Source organism: Nafulsella turpanensis ZLM-10, assembly GCF_000346615.1.
In the GTDB taxonomy this organism is placed as follows: domain Bacteria; phylum Bacteroidota; class Bacteroidia; order Cytophagales; family Cyclobacteriaceae; genus Nafulsella; species Nafulsella turpanensis.
Genome location: NZ_ANNU01000010.1, coordinates 1 through 23,348, shown reverse-complemented (window position 1 = coordinate 23,348; position 23,348 = coordinate 1). Strand labels below are relative to the sequence as shown.

Sequence of the window (23,348 nt, the reverse complement as noted above, 5' to 3'; positions counted from 1 at the left end):
TATCATTTTTGAGGATAAATCGCTGCAATCGTTTGCAGCAGTTGGGATTTGTCGTCCATTTCATGAAATGATAAGATTTTAAATTATTTAGAAATATTCCTGCAACACATTTTTCAGGCTTTGATATACCTTGGATGTAAAATAAAGCGAATATAAAATGAAGAATGGTAAAATTTTATTTTGGTCAATAACGGTGGCGCTGGGAGGCTTCCTCTTCGGATTTGATACAGCTGTTATCTCAGGAGCGGAACAGGCAATCCAGGAAGTGTGGAACCTGAGTGTTTTTGAACATGGTTTTACAGTAAGTATAGCCTTAATAGGTACAGTGGTAGGTGCGCTTTTCGGGGGTATTCCTTCAGATGCGATAGGAAGGAAGAAAACCCTCTTTTGGATAGGGGTTTTATACTTAGCTTCTGCCATAGGCTCTGCCATTGCTTTTGATTGGTACTCTTTTTTATTCTTCCGCTTTATCGGAGGTTTAGGGGTGGGAGCATCTTCTGTAGCCGCTCCTATGTATATCAGCGAAATTGCACCGGCAAAGTCCAGAGGTAAAATGGTGGCTATGTTCCAGTTCAATATAGTACTAGGTATTCTGGTTGCCTATTTGTCGAACTACCTGCTGAAGGATGCAGGGCAAGCTCCCTGGCGCTGGATGCTGGGTGTGGAGGCCTTCCCGGCAGCCATATTTGTCGGACTGATGCTTTTGGTGCCCCGAAGCCCACGTTGGCTGGTGGTTAAAAGAAGAGCGATGGAAGAAGCAAGAAGTGTCCTTGCCCAAATCAATCCGGCTACCGCTGATGCAGAACTGAAGGCCATCGTGGCTGCAGACCATCAGCAGCAGGCCAGCGTAACCAAATCCAGGCTTTTTACCAAACAGTACCGTCTGCCAGTGACCCTGGCCATTCTCTTTGCGCTCTTTAACCAGCTGTCAGGTATTAATGCTATCATCTATTATGCGCCCCGGATTTTTGAGATGACCGGTCTTGGAAAAGAATCGGCTCTTCTATCTTCAGCTGGAATCGGATTGGTAAACCTTGTCTTCACCATGGTGGGTTTATACCTGATTGACCGTGCCGGCCGCCGGAAGCTGATGCTAATCGGTTCCTTTGGTCTTATCCTTACCCTTGGACTTGTTGCCCAGGCTTTTTATGCAGAGAACTTTAACGGCATCTTTGTTCCTATTTGCCTATTCGTTTACATTGCCTTTTTTGCCATGTCACAGGGAGCAGTAATCTGGGTGTTTATTTCTGAAATTTTTCCGAATAGCGTCAGAGCCAGCGGCCAGGCCCTTGGAAGTTTTACCCACTGGCTGATGGCAGCGGTCATTGCATTTACGTTCCCTTACATTGCGGCGACGCTTGGCGGGGGGAATACCTTCATGATATTTAGTCTAATGATGATATTGCAGCTGGTGTTTGTCTGGAAGATGATGCCTGAAACGAAAGGTACGTCTCTTGAAGAAATTGGAAGGATGGAGCTCAAAACGGTACAGGAGAAAAAGGTGCAAAAGGTGGGAAATGCTGTGACTTGATGGGTGCTCACGAAGGTTTAAAGATGAGCAGCCTGATTTACTGGCTGTAAATAGGGTAGAATATGAATCTGTAAAAAAAATGCTATGAAAACACGAATACTCATTTTGCTAATGTTCATACTAGGGTCCCCCCTCATGGCACAGGAGTCAAGAATCAGCGGGACGGTAACGGATGCTGAAACAGGAGAGCCCCTGCCTGGTGCCACAGTAAGAGTAGAAGGCACAAGAACGGGTACAGTTACTGATGTAGAAGGAAATTTTATTCTTCAGGCAGAACCCGGAAAAGCTTTGGTGATATCTTTTATAGGCTTTAAACCGCAAAGGGTAGAGATCGGGAGCCAATCTAAACTGAATATTGCTCTGGTGCCATCTACCGCCTCTCTAGAGGAAGTGGTGGTAATGGGATACACTACCCAAAAGAAGAAAGACGTAACCGGGGCGGTGTCGGTGGTAGATGTGGAAGAAATGGGCACTGTTCCTTATGCCAATGTTTTGCAGGGATTACAAGGCAGGGTTGCGGGTGTTACTGTTTCCCAAGACGGGCAACCTGGCTCCGGGAGGACCCAGTTACGTATCAGGGGTATTACGACTTTAAATAATAATACCCCACTTTATGTAGTGGATGGAATTCCGACCGCTGAGCCATTGGACAACCTGAATCCTAACGATATTGAAAGTATTCAGGTACTGAAGGATGCCGCTGCCGCCTCTATTTATGGCTCCCGCTCTGCAGCTGGTGTTGTAGTTATCACCACCAAAAAAGGAAGAGGAGAAAGTTTAAACATTGATGCCGGGGTGGTGAGAGGCCTTCAGACACTGGCTAATACGGTAGAAGTACTGAATGCACAGGAGTGGGGGGAGTTGTATTGGCTTGCTGCACAAAATAGCAACAGGACGCCCAATATTGGTATTTACGGAGGACGAGTTGAAAGCCCTGAGGTGGTAATCACTCCTTTTGAAGTGCCAGGCACAGATCAGTTTTATCAGTTTAGCCCGGAAGGCACCAATTGGGCTGATGCTGTTTATCAGGTAGCCCAGAATAATCAATATTTTGTGAATGTAAACTCAGGTACAGAGAAGGGTAATTACAGCCTGGGATTTTCTTACTTTGATCAGGAGGGGGTAATCAGTACCACGTACTATGACCGTTTAACCGGCAGAATTAACTCATCTTACCATTTACAGCCATGGCTTCGGATGGGGGAGAATCTTTCCCTAAGCTGGACAGACCAGGTGCAAACAGGAACCCAGGATACTCAGGGTGGGATTCCATATCAGGTGATTCGCCAGCACCCTGCCTTACCGGTTTATGATACTGATGGAAATTTTGCAGGGGGCAACACCTTTGTGGGTGGCTTGGCTTTCCCAAATGCCATTAATCCGGTAGCTGAATTAGATAGAAATAAAAACAATAATTCAACAAGCTGGCGCATATTTGGAAATGCCTACCTTGAGGCAGATGTGCTGGAGCTCATTGCCGGCGAAAATGATTTTCATGATCTTTTACTAAAGACCAACCTAGGAATAGATTATTCCAACTTCTTTGCCCGACATTTTGCACCCACTTTCCAGGAGGGGGGCTTTATGCGGGAAGAAGCTATTTACAACAATAATTTTGGAGAGGGGCTCACCAGTACATGGATTAATACTGCTGAATATTCTTTTAATACGATGCGTCATAGCTTCAAAGCCTTGTTAGGACATGAGGCAGTCCGGTACAACTTTCGGGACCTGGGAGCCGGAAGGAGTGGATATACCATTGAAGATCCCAATTTTGTTCAAATCGGATCCGGTAATGCCGAAAGCAGTACTAATAGAGGGGGCGAATTAGACTGGGCTTTACTGTCTTATTTTGGCAAACTGGACTATACTTTAAATGGAAAATATCTGGTGTCAGCGACCCTGCGACACGATCAGTCCTCCCGCCTGAAAACCTCCGGCCTTTTTCCAGCCTTTTCTGCAGGGTGGATACTTGATGAGGAGGAATTTGCCAGTGCCCTGTTTGAGTCGGACTGGATCAACCGATTTAAGTTAAGAGGCAGCTGGGGGCAGCAGGGAAATCAGAATATTGCTCCATACGCTATTTACTCTACTTTTGGGTTAAATCCGGACAGGGCAGATTATGATCTGAACGGGGACAATACAACGGTTTCACCAGGTCTGATTGTCGTTCAGCGGGGTAATCTTGACCTTAGATGGGAAACCACCACGCAGGCCAATGTCGGCTTTGATGCCACTTTCTTCGAAAATAGCGTTGAAGTAGGTTTTGATTATTATATCAAACGGACTGACGACATTTTAACCCACCCTCCAGTTATTGCCGCGGAAGGAGAGGGAGGGGCACCTCCGAAAAATACCGCCTCAGTAGAGAATAACGGGATTGACCTGAACATCACACACTTTTATACTGGTAATGGTGATGACTTCAGTCTTACCAATCAGCTACAGTTTTCCAGGTATACTAATACAGTGGTAAGCCTGGGGCCAGGCGTAGGGGCAACAGGCATTTACGGTGAGCAGTATTTCAATCTTGATGGAGATTCCAGGGCAGCTACAGGTTATCCGTTTGCCTCTTTTTACGGATGGGTGGCTGATGGCATCTTTCAGGATGAAACGCAGGTTGAACAGCATGCTGAGCAGCCAGGAAAAGCGCCGGGAAGAATCAGGTATGCAGATCTGAATGAAGATGGAGTGATTGATGATTTGGATCGTACTTATTTAGGAAGTCCAAATCCTGATTTTACCATTGGTCTGAACTCCAGCCTGAATTATAAAAGATTAAATTTCTCTTTCTTCCTGTATGCATCCAAAGGAAATGAAGTTTATAATTATACCCGCCAGAACACGGATTTCTTTGAACCGAACTTCAATGTTGGAAGGAGGATCCTTGACGCCTGGAGCCCGCAAAACACCTCTTCTGCCATTCCTGCGCCTCAACTGAGCGCTACCAACAATGAAAGGCGGCCTTCTTCTTATTTCGTGGAGGATGCTTCCTTCATTCGCCTGAGAAGCGTTCGTTTAGGTTATAACCTTCCGGTAGGCCTTTCTGAAAAATCCACTCTTCAGCTTTATGGGGAAGTTCAGAATGTATTTACCCTTACCGGCTACTCTGGCCTGGATCCGGAAGTCCCTTTTGCGGGTGATGCGAATGTCTTTGGGGTAGACAGAGGGTTCTATCCCCTTCCAAGGACTTTTATGGTAGGCTTAACGGTAAGTTTATAATGAACAGGAAAATGATAGATAGTTTTAATATGCGGAAATTTATAAAATCAATCGGAATCCTTACTGCCATTGCCATTCTGGGTACGGGCTGTGAGAAAATAATAGAGGAGCCGGCTCCTAAAGGTGTACTGGCCGAAGGTTTAAGCTCCCCTGAAATAACGGAAGGACTGGTGACAGCTGCTTACCATGCCTTGTCGGCCAATGTAATAAACCCAGCAAATGCCTTTACCGGACCGGTAACGAATTGGGTCATGGATGTGCGAAGCGACGATGCTTATACCGGCGGAGAAGGAGCTGCTGCAGTGGAGTACTCAGGAGTACCCCAAATGGAAAGAGGTGTTATTTTTCCCTCTGATCCGGAAAGTGACGGGCTTCATGTTCCATTAAGTAAGTGGAGAAATAATGTCATTGGCATTGCACGGGTCAACAGGGCCATTAGTAGTATAAAAGCCCTGGAGGCAGAGGACTATCCTAAGCAGACTCGACTTGGGGAGATGCATTTATTGCGGGGCCACTTTCATTTTCTTCTTAAAAGAGATTTCAATAGGATTCCTTTTCTAACCGAAGAGGATAACCCATCAGAAGTAAGCAATACAGAATATACTTCTGAGGAGCTATGGGGGTTGATTGAAGAAGACCTGTTGTTTGCATATGAGAATTTACCTGGTCCGGGTGAAATTGAAGATGGAAGGGTAAATAAGTATACCGCTGCAGCTTACTTAACCAAACTTTATGTGCAGACGGAGCAGTGGCAGAAGGCCATTGAAATGGCCAATGTGGTAATGTCAGGCCCTTATTCACTTTTACCTGAATTTGAAGATCTCGCGACTATTGAGGGAGAAAATGGACCGGAAGTGCTTTTTGCCATCCAGTTCTCGAGAGGAAATGCACAGCTGAATGGAGCAGTGTTTCCAAACCACAACTGGAGCAACCTTTTAAACGGCCCTCGTGGGCCTTATACCGGTGACGGTTTTTATCTGGCCAGCCAGAACCTGGCGAATGTTTTTAGAACCAGCGAAGAAGGCCTACCGCTTTTTGATACCTTCAACAATGACATCGTAACAGGTGCGGATTATACAGAGCCATTGGATCCCAGAATTGATTTTACTTTTGGTAGAATAGGCATTCCATGGAAAGATGCAGGCGTTTTTGATGAAACCTGGATTAGAAACTCCACCTTTTTCCCTGAAGGAAGGTCAGGGAAAAAGCATATCCTTTCGCCGAACGATCCGGCTATAAACGCACCGGGTACGGGCCCGCATGCTGCCTCTGGTCTTAACTACATTTACATTCGTTATGCCGATGTACTACTATGGAAAGCCGAAGCGCTCATCGAGTCAGGAGGTAGTTTGGAAGAAGCCAGAGATTTGATTAACCAGGTTCGGTCAAGAGCCATTAACAGCACCTATGTGCAGAAACTGGATGGCTCAGGCGATGCGGCCAACTATGTTATCAGCACCTACGATACACCATTCCCTAACCAGCAATATGCACGTGAAGCCCTACGAACTGAGCGCAGGCTGGAGTTCGCTATGGAAGGACACCGCTACTATGATCTGGTGCGCTGGGGAATTGTCGAGGAAGTAATGGACAGGTACTTTGAGGTAGAGGTAGAGAGGGCACCACACCTCGAAGGAGAGGTGCTTGACTTTAACGGCAATCAGATTTACCTGCCCATTCCACAGGAGGAGATTGACCTGGCTCCGGAGCTTTACTCCCAGATTGATGGCTATTAAAAGAATCACTTAACCAAATTAATATTTTATGAGAAATCTTATGAAAAAGTCATTTTTATTGAACGTCCTGCTTTCAGCTATTATGCTGTTGGTAGTCTCCTGTGGGGAAGATGATGCACCTGCAGTCGATAAGACGGTAAATGCGGAGATTAGCTCTTTCCGAATAGTCTCTCCGGTGGAGGCCAGCGGCACCATTAACAATACGGATAAGACCATTGTAATAGAAGTGCCGGGCGATGTGGATGTCACCACTGCAGAGGTGGCCATTGAGGTGCCGGAAGGGGCCACCGTTTCACCTGCTTCAGGAACTGAAGTGGATTTTACCTCCCCGGTGGAATTTACGGTGACTGGTTCAGATGCAGAGGGTAATCCTATTACAGAGGTGTACACTGTGAGTGTTGAAAAAACAGCAGTAGTCGCTTTCGTTGGAAGCGCACCGACCATCGAAGAGCTGGAAGATGACGCCCAGGCAGCGGCTACATGGATGCAGGCCACCTACGGTGACGAGTTTGTGTATCTTTCTGCTGATGAAATCACGCCGGATGCTGTAAGCAACTTAAAGGTGATTTTCTATTATAAACTGGAGGCCACAGCGCCGGTTGATTTAGGTGCCATGGCGAGTGAAGAGGTGGCGAGTACCATTTCTAACTATGTACGCGATGGCGGACAACTGCTATTGGCAGGAGATGCCGCCCAATATATCTTTAACATTGATCGCGTCCCGGAGGCCTATGCCTTTAATGAGGTGAATGAAGAGATTGGTGTAGAAGAAAATAAGGCAGCCGATGATTTCTGGGGACTCAGTGCCGTTCCTACAACTACCTCAGCAGACAGAACGGCTCATCCGCTGTTTGAAGGGCTGTTGAATGCTGAAAATCGCCTGTACCTGAATAATGCTCCTACCCGTGAGGTACGCCTGGTATGGTGGAATGTTGGCCCTGCTGGAGGTGCCTGCTGTGGTGAAGTGGAAATGATTACCAACTTTGAAGAACAACTGAAAGCCGTCAAACTTGCCTCTCTTCAGCATGTGACCGATTATTTTGGCTTTGCGGCCGTTGAGTTCGGCAGAACAGATTTGGATACCCATGCCAATTTCAGTGCTGATGTACCGAAAGATTTCCGGGGAACGGTGCTGATGTTAGCAAATAGTATCATCGGCTATGAGTGGGAAACCAATGATGGTTCTGTTAATGAATATGAAGAAAACATTGAGCTGCTTACAGCCAATGCCATTGAGTACCTACGTGCACAGTATGATGCTCAGTAATTAATATAATAAATGAGCCGGGTTTACTGCCCGGCTCTATTTAAGTTTGTCTATGATACGTCCTTTCCTTCTTTTGATTACAGCCTTGTTTGTTTCTTTCCTGAAGGTAACAGCCGCTGAAATTGATACTCTTCTGCACTTTCCCTTTAATGAGGCTTCAGGGACTCCTTACATTACGGAAGAAGTCAATAATATTTCTTTTCCCCTTCAGAATATTTTTGATTTTCCGGAAAGAATACCGGCCGTTCAGGGAAGTGCCCTTCGGCTCGATGGCTATTCCACCTATGCCGAAAAAGATTATGCAATCACCGGGATAAATAACCAAATGACTATCGAAGCCTGGTATGCCACAGAGGCGTTCCCTCCTTCCACGGATGCGGACCGGAAACCGATTGAAGGCGGTGCTATTATCAGCCAGATTAATAATGAAAGCGGATTTGCCCTTGAAGTAGGTCCGTACGGGAATATCTCTCTTGACTTTTTTGCTGATGGGCAGAAATATGAAGTTAGCACCCCCCAAAGTATTGAAAAGTATGTGTGGAACCATATTGTGGCCACCATTGATCTCTCTGCCCAGCAGGCAAAAATTTTTGTGAATGGTAAGTTGTGGAAAACAGCTTCCTTGGCAGCTCATAATGTAATAAACCTAGCCAATGCTCCAATGTACATTGGCAGGCACAATGCCACCGCTCTTTTTTCCGACTTTAACCTTACCACCCTGAATGGTGCCCTTGATGATTTAAAAGTGTATAATGTCGCCTTAAGGGCAGAAGAAGTAAGCGAACGCTATACTGCCTTTGCACCCCCTGCAGTTACAGAAACGCTATTCGAAGACTTTGAAGGAACAGATTATGCGCCCTGGACGATTGCAGGCGCAGCTTTTGGAACTCAGCCGGCAGCAGGAGCCATAGGGGGGCAGCACCCGGTAACAGGCTATCGTGACAACCGGTTAGCAAACTCCTTTCATGATGGAGATGTCTCCCAGGGCACCCTTCGTTCTCCTGCTTTTACCATTGAGCAGGACTTGATAAACTTCCTGATTGGGGGAGGAAACCACCCGGGTAAAACAGAAATTCGCCTGTTGGTGGATGGAAAGGTGGTTCGCTCGGCTACCGGAAAAAACTCCGAAACATTAGTTGCAGAAAGCTGGAATGTCGGGGAGTTTTTAGGCGCTACGGCGCATATTGAAATAGTAGACTCTGTAAGTGGGGGGTGGGGGCATATTCTGGCTGACCACATCACCTTTAGTAATCAGCAGGAACTGTTAGAGGCAGACTTGTTCATCGATCCGGCTATTCGCCATGCCGGCGATGAGCTCAGGCCCCAGTTTCATGCCATGCCCAATACCAGCTGGACAAATGAACCCTATGGCCTTATCTATTACAAAGGAAAGTATCATCTCTTTTTTCAGAAGAATCCCAGTGGCCCATATTTGTTTTTTATGCATTGGGGTCATTTAAGTAGTCCTGATTTAGTTCATTGGCAGGAAGAAAAGGTGGTTATGGGACCTTCTCCGGGGTTTGATGATTTCGGAACATGGTCGGGTACGACCATTATGGGGCCTAATAATGAGCCTGTTATTGTTTATACAGGAGTGGATGAGGCAAAAGCAGGGATTGGGCTTGCTTATCCACAGGACGAGGAATTAATTGAATGGGAAAAGTACCAGGGGAACCCGGTAATAGCCAGCAGTCCTTCAGGCTATCTCGATTTTCGGGATCCTTTTATCTGGAAGGATAAGGATACCTACTATATGATAGTAGGGGCTGGGCTGGCGAATAATGGCGGTGGAGCTCTTCCTACCTATAAAAGTCAAGATTTAATCAACTGGACCCGCATCAACACCCTGTTTAGTAATTCAGATCTGGAGGAGTCAGGCTTTTTTTGGGAGATGCCCTTATTCTATCCCCTTAATGATCAGGGAGATTATATTTTAGCAGTTACTCCCTTATATAATGGAAAGCCTGCCAATGTAGTCTACTGGACCGGGAAATGGGAAAATGAAAAGTTTACACCTTACTTTGATGCCCCTAAAATTCTGGATGCCTCTATCAATAATACCCTGGCTCCAGCCATTGGAAGGGATGCGGAAGGGCGAATTACCTATATCGGCATTATTCCTGAAACCCGAAATGTAGCGGATCAGATTGAGGCCGGCTGGCGGCATGCGTTTTCCCTGCCGCGGGTCATTCGTATTTTGGAAGACTCTACCATCGGTCAATATCCACACCCAAACCTTTGCAGGCTCAGGACTAATGAAGTAGTAGTAAATGACCGCTTAATTGAAAAGGGTTCTGGTGGTAACCTGCCGGAGTTCGGCGGCAATCAGCTTAACCTGTCTTTTAGCCTTCAGGCGGATTCTGCTTCCAGATTTTCCTTACAGCTTCTTAAAAGTGTGGATGGTAGTCAGTTTACTTCCTTTATTTTCGACCTGGAGAAAAACCTTGTGGCACTGGATACCCGCTATGCGCATGAACAGGCAGCACAAGAGGAATATACGGCCTCGGAGTATGTTTTTGACTTTACAGAAAAAATTGATGTAGAAGTATTTGTCGATCACTCTATTGTAGAGGTTTTTATTGATAATCTGCTGGTTTTATCTACCAGGGCCTATCCGGCCGAAACAAGCAAGCAGGTAGACCTGGTAGTGACCCAGGGAGCGGTGAAATTACTGGAAGCCAAACAATGGACCATGAAGCCCATGGGAAGCGCAACGGGCACAACTGTTTGTGAGCCTGATTTTTTACCGACTGCCTTTCGGACAGTACAGGAAGATTCACCGGTTACAGGCGTAAAAAAAAACGATAAGCTGAGGGCGTCTATTAAGCTGTACCCGAACCCTGCACAGGATGTGCTGAATCTTGAAATTCCTAGTCAGGAAGAGGTAGAAGTGGCGGTTCTTTCAATGAATGGCAGAGTGATTAAAGCCGAAAAAGTCCGTTCCTCGAAACACCAAATCCAGACAGCCGGCTTGCCCGAAGGATTGTACCTGATTCGGGTAAAGGGGCGAACGTTCTCTGAATATTTTAAAATAATCATTCAAGTAAAATGAAAAATATACTTATAGCATCAGGCTTGCTTTTTTCCATGGTGGCCTGCAGTGATAAAGTAGTGGAACAAACGGTTCAGGAGAACAGGGAACAGCATCGCTTGCAGTTCCATTTTACGCCTCCGTCTGCATGGATGAATGACCCTAATGGTATGGTATATCATGAGGGGGAATATCACCTTTTTTACCAGCACAATCCCGACAGCACCGTATGGGGGCCCATGCACTGGGGGCATGCCGTAAGTAAAGACCTGGTGCATTGGGAGCACCTGCCGATTGGCTTGTACCCTGATAGCCTGGGTACAATTTTCTCAGGAAGTGCAGTCGCAGACCTGAATAATACCTCCGGCCTGGGAACGACCGAGAATCCGCCGCTGGTGGCTATTTTCACCTATCACAATGCCGAAGCAGAGCGGGCAGGCAGGAACGATTTCCAAACCCAGGGAATCGCCTTTAGCCTCGATAAAGGCCGCACTTGGACTAAATACGAGCAAAACCCGGTACTGCCAAACCCGGGAATCCGCGATTTCCGCGACCCGAAAGTAATGTGGTACGAAGCCGGTCAAAAGTGGGTAATGGCTTTAGCCGTAGCTGACCGTATCAGTTTTTACTCTTCCAAGGACCTGAAGAGCTGGGAGCATGAAAGCGACTTCGGGCAGGATATTGGCGCGCATGGTGGGGTATGGGAATGTCCGGATTTATTTCCGCTACAGGTGAAAGGCAGCGGGGAAGAGAAATGGGTGCTCCTGGTGAGTATTAACCCTGGCGGGCCTAATGGCGGATCCGCCACACAGTATTTTGTCGGCCACTTTAACGGAGAAGAGTTCGTACTGGATGAACAGTTCCGTCAGGACCTAAGCCAGGAAGCAGTAGTGCCGCAAGGAAAGCTGTTTGCTGATTTTGAAGGAGAAAATTACAAGGGCTGGGAGGTTGAAGGAGATGCTTTTGGCGAAGGTCCTGTGCCCGGTACCTTAGATAGACAAGGAAAGGTGGCAGGCTTTGCAGGTACCAAACTGGTAAACAGCTTTCGCCAGGGCGACGAGAGTATGGGGCGACTCCTTTCTCCTGCTTTTATGATTAACACCAATTATATTAATTTCCTTGCCGGGGGCGGAAAACATCCGGAAGGAACGGCTGTAAATCTCTTGGTGGATGGCGAGCGGGTACGGAATGCGACCGGAAACAACAGCGAATCACTCAACTGGGTGGCATGGAATGTAGAGGAGCTGAAAGGAAAAGAAGCCCGGCTCGAAATTGTCGACCAGGTGCAGGGGGGCTGGGGCCATATCCTGGTCGACCAGCTAATTTTTGCTGATGCCCCTGCAGAAAATGCGCAGGAGGGTATCTGGATTGATTACGGCCGCGATAACTACGCCGGGGTTAGCTGGTCGAACGTTCCCGAAGAAGATGGTCGTCGCCTGTTTATGGGCTGGATGAGCAACTGGGATTATGCCAATGTTGTGCCAACGGAAACCTGGCGCAGTGCCATGACGGTGGCCCGTAGTCTGAACCTGGAAAACACAGCCGAAGGATTGCGCCTGGTGTCTAAACCGGTGGAGGAACTGGAAAAATTGTATGCAGCTACCGTGCAGCTTGATGAGCAGCTGGTGGAAGACTCTTTGTTGATTTCGCAAAAGCTACCATCCTCAACAGCCACCTTCGACCTGAGTATGGAGCTGGAAGCTCTGAATCCGACAGCAGGTTATGCCTTTGAGCTGTCTAATGAGCTGGGGCAGAAAGTAATTATTGGCTACGACCCGGAGCGGAAAGCATACTTTGTAGATAGGAGGCAGGCCGGCAAAAATGATTTTTCAGACAATTTCGGTGATATCCATTACGGGCCAAGAATAGCTCAGGGGCCTGTACATGATTTGCGTCTGCTGATAGATGTAGCTTCACTTGAGCTTTTTGCCGATGGTGGAAAAACCGTCATGACGGACATATTCTTTCCTGATGAAGCTTTTACCGAGCTGAAACTGCTAACGAAGAATGGGGCAGTAAAAGTGAATGCAGGAGCCATTCGGGAGCTTCGCTCTATCTGGAATACGGATATTTAGGTCCGTATTCCAGAAAGATAATAGAGGTGAAAATGTAGGCCTACTAATCCCTAAGCAGGGGAATGGTCTCTCACAAACTATCACAAGGGGTGTAGTAGGCATCTGGCAGCTAAAGGCCTTAGTGCTCACCCAACCCGGGTGGGAACCATTCAATGGAGGAAGATGATATGATGATAAGGCGCAGTATTTTGTTTTTTTTTGTATTTGCAGGATTATGGCTTCCCGCTTTCGGGCAGGAATACCACGAAAATTACCGCCTGCAGTATCACTTTTCCCCCCTTAAAAACTGGATCAATGATCCCTGTGGAATGGTGTACCTGGACGGGGAATATCACTTGATGTACCAGTACAATCCCTACGGTACGCAATGGGGCAATATGTCGTGGGGGCATGCAGTTTCCAAAGACCTGGTGCACTGGGAAGAGCTGCCGGTAGCCCTGGAGCCCGATGCGCTGGGAGCAATATTTTCGGGTGGTGCCGTAATTGACTACCACAATACCGCCGGCTTTGGCGATTCGGCCATGATAGCGATGTATACCAGCGCCGGCACCACCCAACAACAAAGCATTGCCTACAGTCTCGATAAAGGAAGAAGCTGGCAGAAATATGCCGGCAACCCGGTACTCACTAACCAGGGAACGCCCGACTTCCGTGACCCGATGGTTTTCTGGCATGAAGAAACCGCTAAGTGGATTATGGCCCTGGCCGTACTGGACCGTATTGAGTTTTATTCCTCTCCGGATTTAAAAAGCTGGACGTTTGAAAGTGAATTTGGAAGTGAAACCGGCGCACATGGCGGGGTGTGGGAATGCCCAGATTTGTTTCCGCTGAAGGTGGAAGGGCAGCCGGATTCCCTTTGGGTATTAATGGTAAGCCTCAATCCCGGCTCTCCTTCAGGTGGTTCGGGTACACAGTATTTTCTGGGTAATTTCGATGGCACTGCCTTTACTCTAACAGAGGAGTTTGATTCTTTACTGAATAGCGAAAAGATACTGCCGAATGGGGTACTGTTCGAAGATTTCGAAGGCGCGGATTATGGAGCCTGGGAAGTTAGCGGAGCCGCCTTTGGCAGTGGTCCTGTAGAGGGAACTCTTCCAGATCAGCAGACAGTTTCGGGCTACCTGGGAGAGCGCTTGGTGAACTCCTACCTACAGGGTGATGGCTCTGAGGGTAAATTGGTTTCCCCTGCTTTCACTATCGGCCATCATTACATAAACTTCTTAATCGGAGGAGGAAATCTACCCGGTCTGGCGGAAGTCAACCTGATAATAAACGGCCAAAAAGTAGCGACTGCCACTGGAAGAAACGAGGAAAAGCTACGCTGGCATGCCTGGGATGTTCGTTCCTATGTCGGTGCCGAAGCCCAAATCGAGATTGTTGATGCGGCAACAGGAGGCTGGGGGCATATAAACGCAGATCATATTTACTTTTCTGATGAAGCTATTCTGAATGATCAGGTAGAGGCTTTGTGGGCAGATTATGGACCTGATTTTTATGCAGGGCGTTCCTGGGAGAACCAGCCGGCTGCCAGCCCTTACCAACGGGTTTGGCTGGCCTGGATGAATAACTGGGCCTATGCCGGAAATCTGCCAACCACCAGCTGGAGAGGTAGCCTTTCGCTGCCCCGCTCACTTGAGCTGCGAGAGAATGAAAGTGGGCATATACGCTTGTTTCAGCATCCTGTTCATGCCTTCGATTCACTAAGAACGGAGCATGTTACCTACACAGAATTGGGTATAGAGGCTATTAATCAGCAGCTGGAGCAGGATAAGATACGAGGAACACGTTACGAAATGAGCTTTACTCTTGTGCCGGGTACTACCACCAGTCCTGCAGGTGTGGAGCTACGAAAAGGGATTTCGGCCAAAACAGTGGTAGGCTACGATCCGGCGCGTAAAGCTGTTTACCTCGACAGGAGTAGGGCGGGTCATCGGGTATCAGATACCTATGAGCGTGTGTTTTATGCACCTCTTGAAGGGGAACCTACTGAGCTGCGTTTCCGCATCTTTGTGGATGAGTCTTCTGTAGAGGTTTTCGTTAATGAGGGCGCACTGGTGCAAACGGCCAGGATATTTCCTAGGGAGACATGGGATGGGCTTCGCTTTTTTGGTTCTGAAGAAATCACTGTTGCTTCCTTTGACTTCTGGAAAATGAAGTCTATCTGGCCTGAAGAAGAGGAGGTGCTGGGATTTCATCCTGAAAGGAACGGTTCTTTAAGTGTATTCCCTAACCCAAACCATGGCCTTTTCAGTATCCGAAGCACGGAAGAAATTGCGGCAGTTGCTGTATTTGACCTTCGTGGAGCACAACTACCTGCTCAGGTACGAAAATATGCTGACTATACTCGTGTTGCTATTTCGGAGGAAAGCCAGACAGGCATTCACTTTGTAAAAGTTTATTTCAAAAACGGGCAGGTGGCAGTAGAAAAAGTAGTGATAAAATAAACGAAAGGGGGCAAAGCATAAGCCTCAGGTTTATTCAATAAGTAGATAAAGGTTAAGAGAAGAAAAGAGATGAAACATGGTTTGTTAATTGATATGGATGGTGTGATTTATGGTGGAGACCACCTCATCCCAGGGGCGGACAACTTTATTGGCACCCTTCTAAAGCAGGATATCCCGTTCATGTTCATGACCAACAATAGCCAGCGAACGCCACTGGAGGTTGTTCGTAAGCTGAAAAAGCTAGGAATTGTTGTGAGCCCGGAGCATGTATATACCAGTGCCATGGCTACCGGTAAATTTCTGGCCGGCCAGGAGCCAAACGGTACGGCCTATGTGCTGGGAGAGGGTGGCTTGTTAACCAGCCTGCACGAGAATGGCCTTACGCTGGTAGAAACAGATCCGGACTTCGTAGTCCTGGGAGAAGGAAGAAACTTTACTCTTGAAATGGTGCAGCGGGCGGTTGATATGATTTTGGAGGGAGCCAAATTTATTACCACCAACCGTGATCCTTCGCCTAAGAAGAAGGGTTGGGCCAATTTAGGCATAGCCGCCACGACTGCCATGATAGAAGAAGCCACAGGAATTAAAGCATTTGAGGTAGGAAAACCAAGCCCGGTAATGATGCGCTCGGCACGAAAGGCACTGGGGCTGGAAACCGCTAACACCACCATTATTGGAGATACTATGTCGACAGATATCCAGGGTGGGGTGCAGGTAGGATACAAGACAATACTGGTGCTTTCGGGGGTTGCCCGGAAGGAGAACCTGAGCAAGTTTGCTTTCAAACCGGACCTGATTGTAAATTCTGTGAACGATATAAAACTACCCCTCAAGTGGTGGGATCTTAAAACAGAAAAAGTATGAGAGTTTTATCTTTTGGCGAAATACTGTTCGATATAATTGAGGGAGAAAATTATCTGGGGGGTGCTCCCCTCAATTTTGCGGCCCACCTGGCACAGCTAGGGGTGGAATCCTATATTTTTTCAAGAGTGGGAGATGATGAGCTAGGAAAAGCGGCTTTGGAACAGATCCGTAAGATTAGGATAAAGACAGACTTTATTCAAAAGGACAATCAGCACCCTACAGGTACAGTGCCTGTTGAGTTTAAGGATGGGCAGCCGGACTATACCATCACCAAAAATGTAGCGTATGACTACATCAATTTTAGAGCAAGTAAGCAAGCGATAGATCCGATGAGTTTTGATGTGCTTTATTTCGGGACCCTTGCCCAGCGGAATCTGGAGTCAGAAAGTGCACTGAAGCAGCTCTTACAGCGAAAAGCCTTTAAACACATATTCTATGACATCAACCTGCGGAAGGACTGTTTCACAGCCGAAATTATTAAACAGTCTTTAAGAGCCTGTACTATTTTTAAGTTAAATGATGAGGAGGTAAGGGTGGTATCTGCTCTCCTGTATCAGCAGGAGCTGAGCCTGGAGGAATTTGTAAAGCAGGCTTCTAAGGATAACAACATTGAGCTTATACTGATAACTGCCGGGGCTGAAGGGTGCTATATTTATGAAAAGCAGACGCTGAAGTTTGTGAAAGGATATCCTGCTAATGTTGTAGATACGGTTGGGGCGGGCGATTCATTCAGCGCCGCTTTTGTACATCATTATTTGAGAGAGAAAAATGCTTTGCAGGCGGCAGATGTTTCCAACCGTTTGGGGGCATTTGTTGCTTCTTCTAGAGGACCACTGCCAACATACTCTTCTGAAATAAAAAGAATATTAGGAATAGTAGAGCCCTGAAAGATGACAAAGCAGCGGCAAATTACCCTGAAAGATATAGCCCAAAAGCTGGATATATCTGTTTCCACCGTCTCACGGGCCTTAAGGAATGATTCGGCTGTTAATGCTCATACAAAGAAGGCTATTTCGAGGATGGCAAAGCAGCTCAATTTTGAAATAAACCAAGTTGCGCAGAGTCTACACAAGAAAAAGACCAAAGCCTTAGGTGTTATAGTGCCAAACCTTACGAATAATTACTTTGCTGCTAGCATCAGTGGAATACAGGATATGGCAGCTAAGAAGGGGTACAATGTTATCATTTGCCAGTCAAATGAATCGTATGAAAAAGAAGTCAATATCCTCAGAACATTGGCTAATGGTAGGGTAGATGGTTTGCTTATCTCGCTTTCTCGCGAAACTAATAACTATGATCATCTTCAAAAAGTGCTTTATAGAGGTATCCCGTTGGTGCTGTTTGATAGAATTTGTAATGAGATTCCTGTTTCTAAGATAGTTGTAAATGATTATGATGGTGCTTTTAAAGCTACAGAACACCTAATTCAACTTGGTCGTAGCCGAATTGCCCATATTGCAGGCCCTGAGCATCTTTCCATTTCTAAAGACAGGCTGAACGGCTATCGTGATGCATTGCAAAAATATGGAATGAATGTAGAACAGGAATTGATACGGTATAGCAGTTCGTATGAACAAGGTGCTGTAGAACAAACAAATGAACTATTGAACTTGCCTTCACCACCTGATGCTATTTTTGCAGTAGATGATCCTGCAGCTATTCAGGCAATGATGGTGATGAAGGAAAGAGGTATAAAAATACCTGAAGAGGTAGCTATTATAGGTTTCTCAAATGACCCGAATTCAGCTCACACTCAGCCCACTTTGTCTACTGTTGCTCAGCCGGCATATGAAATAGGGCAAATTGCTACCAAACATATCTTAGATCAAATTCACCAGCCTGAGAATTCTATTTCACAGACTATAACCCTAAATACGGAATTGGTTCTGAGGAACTCTTCAAAATAACTTAAGAATAGAATTTTTCAGAAATTGGAAAGACTTCAAGGTCAGAGGTCACCCAGATTTATTGTAGTTGAGCTTTTTGACAGTTCTATTCTTCTTTTTATGAAAAAGAATGCCCTCACTATGATTCCTTCTATTTCCCTGCTGCCTCCTCCACCTGCCGGAAGAACGGGATAAGCCAGTACATATTTTCCGCAATCCGGTCGAAGTTCAGGGGCGGGACTTCCTGTGCAAAAATGATACAGGTCAGGTAGGCTTCCAGCAGGTTCTCCCGCAGCTCAAGGGGAGGGGAAAAGCTGATGAGCTGGTTGAATTTCTCCCCGGCTTCCTGCGTCAGGGAGAAAATAAGAGAGAAAATCTGGACACACTACAGGGATGCGTTCAATTTGTAGGGAATTTTGAACATGTGTGCTTGCTCTGTTCAGAGATTGGACATATATTTACATTATGTCCAAAAAACACGTAAAAATGAACATATAGAGATGAGCAGCTCCCAATATGACAGAAATGAACCCTTCAACCAGCTTCCTTTACTTCCCCCTCCTGAAGAGATAGAAAACGATCCGGTGGTGTTGAAGAAACTGGTAGCCTCTTCCAGGGCACTGGCCTCTGTCAACACCAATATTCTGAGGCTGCCCAATCCTTATATGCTGGTCAATACCATTGCGTTACAGGAGGCTAAAACTTCCACAGCAATTGAAAATATATTTACTACTGAGGATGAGTTATACAAAGCGGCTTCAGAAACGGCTCAGGAAGAAAAGACGGACACCGCAACTAAAGAGGTATTAAGATACCGGGAAGCTCTGTGGGCGGGCTATGACAATCTAAAGAAAAAAGAGGTGGTCGACCTGCCAATGATGCTCCGGGTGTTTCAGAATATTAAGAATACCACTACAGGCTTGCGGCCACCCCATGCAATGGTGGTTATAAAAAGAGGAGAAAGTGAGTTCAGGGCCGGAGAGATTATTTATACCCCCCCCAGAGGGAAGGGAGTCATTGAGCAGCTGATTCAAAATCTGGTGGAATATCTGAATGATGATGAAAAATACCCGACCGATCCTTTATTGAAAATGTGCATCGCGCATTATCAGTTTGAGGCGATACACCCCTTTCAGGATGGCAATGGCAGAACCGGGCGTATCTTAAATTTACTCTACCTGATTAGTAAAGGATTACTCTCCCAGCCAACGCTCTATTTATCGAAATATATCATCCAGTATAAAGATGATTATTACTATAAACTGGGAACCGTAACCCAGAGAGGGGAATGGAAAGACTGGATTCTTTTCATGCTGGATGCTGTTGAAAAAACCGCTCATTTAACCAACAGCATGATAGATGAAATATTGCGGCAGATGGAAATGAGCCTGGAGTATGGAAAGGCCCATCTGAAATGGTATAACAAGGAAATCAATGAAACTATCTATACCCAGCCTTATATAAAGCCTCAGTTTATCGCCTCTACGCTGGGAAAGACTTCTCGTACTACGCTTACCAAATACATGGCAGAGCTGGTAGAGACAAGGATGCTGAGCGCTAAAAAAGTAGGGAGAGAGGTTTATTATATCAATGACAACCTGATGCGCATACTCGGAGGTTGAAATGATAAAACTGTCGCATCCAGGGCAATGGGTGCTGGTTTATGCATAGCATAGGGGGGTACAAAGAAAAGCCAGCCCTGTCATACGAAGGATGGGATATGTGGGGCCACTGTAATCCCCCTCCCGCCGCACAGGCCCTGTGGGAAAAGCCTGTTCATTCCGCTCGTGCCTCTTTCCATTCACAAGCTTATCCCAGCCCACGCAAGCCTCGCACGACTTTTCGTTCCGCCCCGCTGCACTACAAGCCGCACGACCCCTGCCTTTCCAGCGCACAACCTCCCTGAAATAGTCTCTCCCATAGTCCGGTAACTGGCGACAGCATGTCTACAAGAAGCCCTGCAATAACAGGAGGAGGCTCTTTTTTGTCGACAGCCAGTCTACTTTCTAAATGGGAGCCTACCAGTAGTAGCCTTCTTCCACCTAAGCATTCCTTTTCCTGAGGGTTTGGAAGAATAGATGCTTGCTGTTTCCAGCAGAGTGGCAGAACAGTACCTGTGCCCCATCCATACAAACATACAGGAGTTAGAGAGGACCAGTCACATAATGTCTGTAGAGGTCCTTAAAAAGCATTATAAGATTTAGCTGTTGTTTCTATCATTAAAAGGTTAATCTTGTGAGAACCGGAAGAAAAGTCTGCTGGTAAAAAGAGCTTATAGTCAAAATGTCGACTACCTATGGTGCTTTCTTTAGCTTTAGCTTTCTTTAGCAAGAAAGCATTGCAAAAGGGGCTGTCGACAGCCTTTTTGGCTATGCAGGGGCCTCAACAGGGTTGAGGGGGTAGACAAGGTACCCTTGAAGGGGTGCTGAGGGTATAAAACTGTAGACAGGGGGGTGTCGACAGGTGCTCAAAAGAAGGGAAACAGCAGCAGCAGGGAAGGAGGAAGGGAAATGATAGTGAGAGCGAATTCAGCCTTTCCGCTTATCAGCAAAGATAGGCCTGCATCCGAAGCAGTCAAGGGTATATAAACAGCCTGCGGCTGCCCCTGACAGCATCTCCTTCCGACCTGAAAAAGGCTACTAAGCCGTAAAGGCTGGGGGAGGGGGCAGTTGATAGGAAAAAGGTCGAGTGAAATTTCATTTATCTCCACCAGGGGAGGTTGGAACGTTTCTCTGCGAGAATTAATTCTACCTGTTCATATAAGGCTGCCAGGTGACCAGAAGGTATTTTTCCTTATCACCTTCTTTCAGGGACAGGAAGCCGTACTCATAACAGAACAGGTAAACCTGCCCTTTGCTGTTCTTCCAGTAGTTGGTGAAGAAGGAAGGGTCGAAGCCCTCTGCCAGCAGCACTTCTTTTCGAAGCGTAGTTTTGCCAACTTTATTGTAGCGCTTTAAGATGGTGCGGTTCTTTTTCAATTGCCGGTCTACCTTGTAGAAGTGTGCCTCCTGCTCCTGGCGCTGCTCATACTGCTGGGCAGACTTACAGCTTAGTGAGCAGTAGATTTTATCCTTACGACCTACTATCTCTTTCTGGCAGACGGGGCACTTCTTCATTTATAGCAGAATGTTAGTCGCATAATATACGAATAATCTTCTTTTCAGACTAGTGGACTTGCGTATCTTTCTGAAAAAGAAACACTATGCTGCCCGTTATCTACTTACATCCGCTCTTGCACGACGGCAAAACCTTTGTCAGGCTTGGCTTTGCTCAGGACAAACAGCTGTTCTGGTACTTATGCCAGCAGCAGGAAATTATTAAGTACAGTAAAACATATAAATGCCTGGTAACTCATTACCGCAAAGAGCCGATACTGAAGCTGGAAGAAGCGATAAAGGGAAAAGCCACGCTCGATATCAGCGCCCTTGAACGCTTTGCCCTGCAGACAAAAGCAGCAGAGAGAAAAAAGGCTGAAGGGAAAGTGATTGTATTGCCACTGGTGCACCTGCTTCCCGGGCTTCTTGATGATAAAAAGATTCTCATGCTGCAGTTCCGCTATCGAAGAGAGCTAAGCGAGTTTTTAAGGCAGCAGCCATTTATCCATTACTATGGTCAGGGGAAATGCTGGTACATAGAGCAGGAAAAGACCTCTCTTTCAGAAGTTGTTGCCCTGCTGCAGCCGCATGCCCGTTTAAGAATTGACCCAGGCCTGGAGCCACTGGATTGGGAAACCCAGAAGCTTCTGATTACAGGAAACAACAAAGATTGGGGGAGTCTGAATCCTGAGCCTTTCCTGGATGCCCTTATTGCCAGGGATTACAGCCCCAACACCCTGAGCAGCTATTTCAGCCTGTTGGGCAGGTTTATAAAGCACATGGCTATTCGGCAGGCAAAGGATTTTGAAGTGCTGAATGCAAACAGCGTGAATGTTTACCACAGCCGCTGGATGGCCGAAGAAGAAGTATGTGCCGGAACCATTAATCAATCGGTAAGCGCCCTTAAATTTTACATGCAAAAGGTAGTAGGAGTGCCTGCGGAAGGGTTTGAGCTGGTAAGAGCAAAGAAAGATAAAAAACTGCCTAAGGTAATCAGTCTGGAGGAAGTCGCAGCTATTCTGTCCTCCCCGGCTAATTTGAAGCACCGTTGTTTGCTGGCCTTTTTGTACAGTGGAGGGTTACGCGTGGAGGAGGTACTGGGTTTGAAGGTAGCAGATATAGCCTGGGAGCGAAAGCAGTTATGGATTAGAAAGGGGAAAGGAAAAAAAGACCGGGTGACCATGCTATCTGACAGCCTGGCTGTCCAGTTGAAGGAATACCTCCGGAATTATAAGCCAAAGAGCTACCTGTTTGAAGGACAATTTGGAGGAAGATACACTTCTACCAGCATAAGGAAGGTATTAAATATTGCGATGAAAGCAGCAGGAATAGAGAAGGGGTACACCCCCCACTGCCTGCGCCACAGTTTTGCCACACACCTATTGGAGGGGGGGACGGACCTGCGCTACATCCAGAGTTTGCTGGGCCATGAAAGCTCAAAGACTACGGAGATTTACACACATGTAAGCCAAAAATCGCTTCAAAATATCCAGAGCCCGCTGGATAAGTTGGAATTATGGAAGAATGATGCTAAGTTAGGCACAAAACAACCCAATACATATGAGGGAAAATGACACCTGTAAGGTGCCATTTTCCCGAAGTTAGGTACCATTACAAATGATGAACTTCAATTTCATAGCAAGTGACAAATTTGAGTTGGCTAATTTCCAGGACGTTGGAAAATTCGTTGACACTTATCCGGATTTCCAAACTGTTACACTAAGCGATGAAAATGAACTTAAATTACTGTTAAAATTAATGGGGATTAATGAATTGAATGACCATGAACTCTCTGATTCAGAATTCTCCAAATTTTGGGATTTATCGGCTTTTAAACTACCAGAACTTAGTGCAGAGCAATTTGACCAATTCTACAAAAACTGGATTGGCAAATCAAAAAGAGAAAATAATATGGACGAGTACGGCAATCTGATTTTTCTCCAAGGACTAAGTTCAAAATGGAATAAATTACATTACCGACTGATTATAAAAGAAAAATAAAACGGTACCTAACAAAGCAAACAGGTTATTGGGCATATACTTGTTACTTTTGGCATCTCGGCCATTTACAAATTATGCAATAGGCGGATTCTAAACCGCTATAAAATGCCCAACACCCAGTTTGCGGGCCGTTGGTGTGCCACGAGGTGGTGATAATCCAGTAGGTGCGAATCCTACCAGGGCAATTGTCTGTTCA

General features: G+C 46.4%; 15 protein-coding genes. 14 read left to right on the top strand and 1 reads right to left on the bottom strand.

The features are described from left to right. Positions 1-157 precede the first annotated feature (157 nt). From F752_RS0104840 to F752_RS26000, 12 genes are all read left to right on the top strand, one after another. Positions 158-1,531 carry a sugar porter family MFS transporter gene (locus F752_RS0104840; RefSeq protein WP_017730605.1) on the top strand — a complete coding sequence of 458 codons (1,374 nt, stop codon included), beginning with the start codon at positions 158-160 and terminating at the stop codon, positions 1,529-1,531. Between the two features lie 135 nt (positions 1,532-1,666). Further along, positions 1,667-4,753 (top strand): SusC/RagA family TonB-linked outer membrane protein, encoded by a 3,087-nt coding sequence (locus tag F752_RS23480; protein ID WP_160164084.1) that lies wholly within the window; start codon positions 1,667-1,669, stop codon positions 4,751-4,753. Positions 4,754-4,764: 11 nt separating this feature from the next. Further along, positions 4,765-6,489, top strand: coding sequence for a RagB/SusD family nutrient uptake outer membrane protein (locus F752_RS23475; protein ID WP_160164083.1), 1,725 nt, complete (start codon positions 4,765-4,767; stop codon positions 6,487-6,489). A gap of 40 nt (positions 6,490-6,529) precedes the next feature. Then, positions 6,530-7,756, top strand: coding sequence for a DUF4960 domain-containing protein (locus F752_RS0104825; RefSeq protein WP_236613978.1), 1,227 nt, complete (start codon positions 6,530-6,532; stop codon positions 7,754-7,756). Positions 7,757-7,808: 52 nt separating this feature from the next. Continuing rightward, positions 7,809-10,808, top strand: coding sequence for a LamG-like jellyroll fold domain-containing protein (locus F752_RS0104820; protein WP_017730601.1), 3,000 nt, complete (start codon positions 7,809-7,811; stop codon positions 10,806-10,808). Beyond that, complete coding sequence (locus tag F752_RS0104815; RefSeq protein ID WP_017730600.1) at positions 10,805-12,862, top strand: glycoside hydrolase family 32 protein; 2,058 nt, start codon at positions 10,805-10,807, stop codon at positions 12,860-12,862. The genes F752_RS0104820 and F752_RS0104815 overlap by 4 nt, the downstream gene beginning before the upstream one ends. 152 nt (positions 12,863-13,014) lie before the next feature. Next, a complete protein-coding gene (locus F752_RS26885; RefSeq protein WP_017730599.1) occupies positions 13,015-15,306 on the top strand; it encodes a GH32 C-terminal domain-containing protein in 2,292 nt (763 codons plus the stop codon). 69 nt (positions 15,307-15,375) lie between these two features. Beyond that, positions 15,376-16,170, top strand: coding sequence for an HAD-IIA family hydrolase (locus tag F752_RS0104805; protein WP_017730598.1), 795 nt, complete (start codon positions 15,376-15,378; stop codon positions 16,168-16,170). Then, the gene (locus tag F752_RS0104800) at positions 16,167-17,057 is read left to right on the top strand and encodes a carbohydrate kinase family protein (protein WP_017730597.1); all 891 of its coding nucleotides are present in this window, start codon (positions 16,167-16,169) and stop codon (positions 17,055-17,057) included. Before F752_RS0104805 ends, F752_RS0104800 begins: the two co-directional genes overlap by 4 nt. A gap of 3 nt (positions 17,058-17,060) precedes the next feature. Continuing rightward, on the top strand, positions 17,061-18,077 hold the full coding sequence (locus F752_RS0104795; protein ID WP_017730596.1) for a LacI family DNA-binding transcriptional regulator: 1,017 nt from the start codon (positions 17,061-17,063) through the stop codon (positions 18,075-18,077). Positions 18,078-18,556: 479 nt separating this feature from the next. After that, positions 18,557-19,678 carry a Fic family protein gene (locus F752_RS0104790; RefSeq protein WP_017730595.1) on the top strand — a complete coding sequence of 374 codons (1,122 nt, stop codon included), beginning with the start codon at positions 18,557-18,559 and terminating at the stop codon, positions 19,676-19,678. Positions 19,679-19,719: 41 nt separating this feature from the next. Further along, the gene (locus F752_RS26000) at positions 19,720-19,962 is read left to right on the top strand and encodes a hypothetical protein (RefSeq protein ID WP_152425035.1); all 243 of its coding nucleotides are present in this window, start codon (positions 19,720-19,722) and stop codon (positions 19,960-19,962) included. Between the two features lie 841 nt (positions 19,963-20,803). Here the strand turns inward: F752_RS26000 and F752_RS0104780 are convergent. Further along, complete coding sequence (locus F752_RS0104780) at positions 20,804-21,172, bottom strand: hypothetical protein (protein WP_017730593.1); 369 nt, start codon at positions 21,170-21,172, stop codon at positions 20,804-20,806. A gap of 86 nt (positions 21,173-21,258) precedes the next feature. Between F752_RS0104780 and F752_RS0104775 the strand changes: the two genes are divergently transcribed. Both F752_RS0104775 and F752_RS0104770 read left to right on the top strand, forming a co-directional pair. Next, positions 21,259-22,725 (top strand): tyrosine-type recombinase/integrase, encoded by a 1,467-nt coding sequence (locus tag F752_RS0104775; RefSeq protein WP_017730592.1) that lies wholly within the window; start codon positions 21,259-21,261, stop codon positions 22,723-22,725. A gap of 43 nt (positions 22,726-22,768) precedes the next feature. Then, complete coding sequence (locus tag F752_RS0104770; protein ID WP_017730591.1) at positions 22,769-23,152, top strand: hypothetical protein; 384 nt, start codon at positions 22,769-22,771, stop codon at positions 23,150-23,152. Positions 23,153-23,348 lie beyond the last annotated feature (196 nt).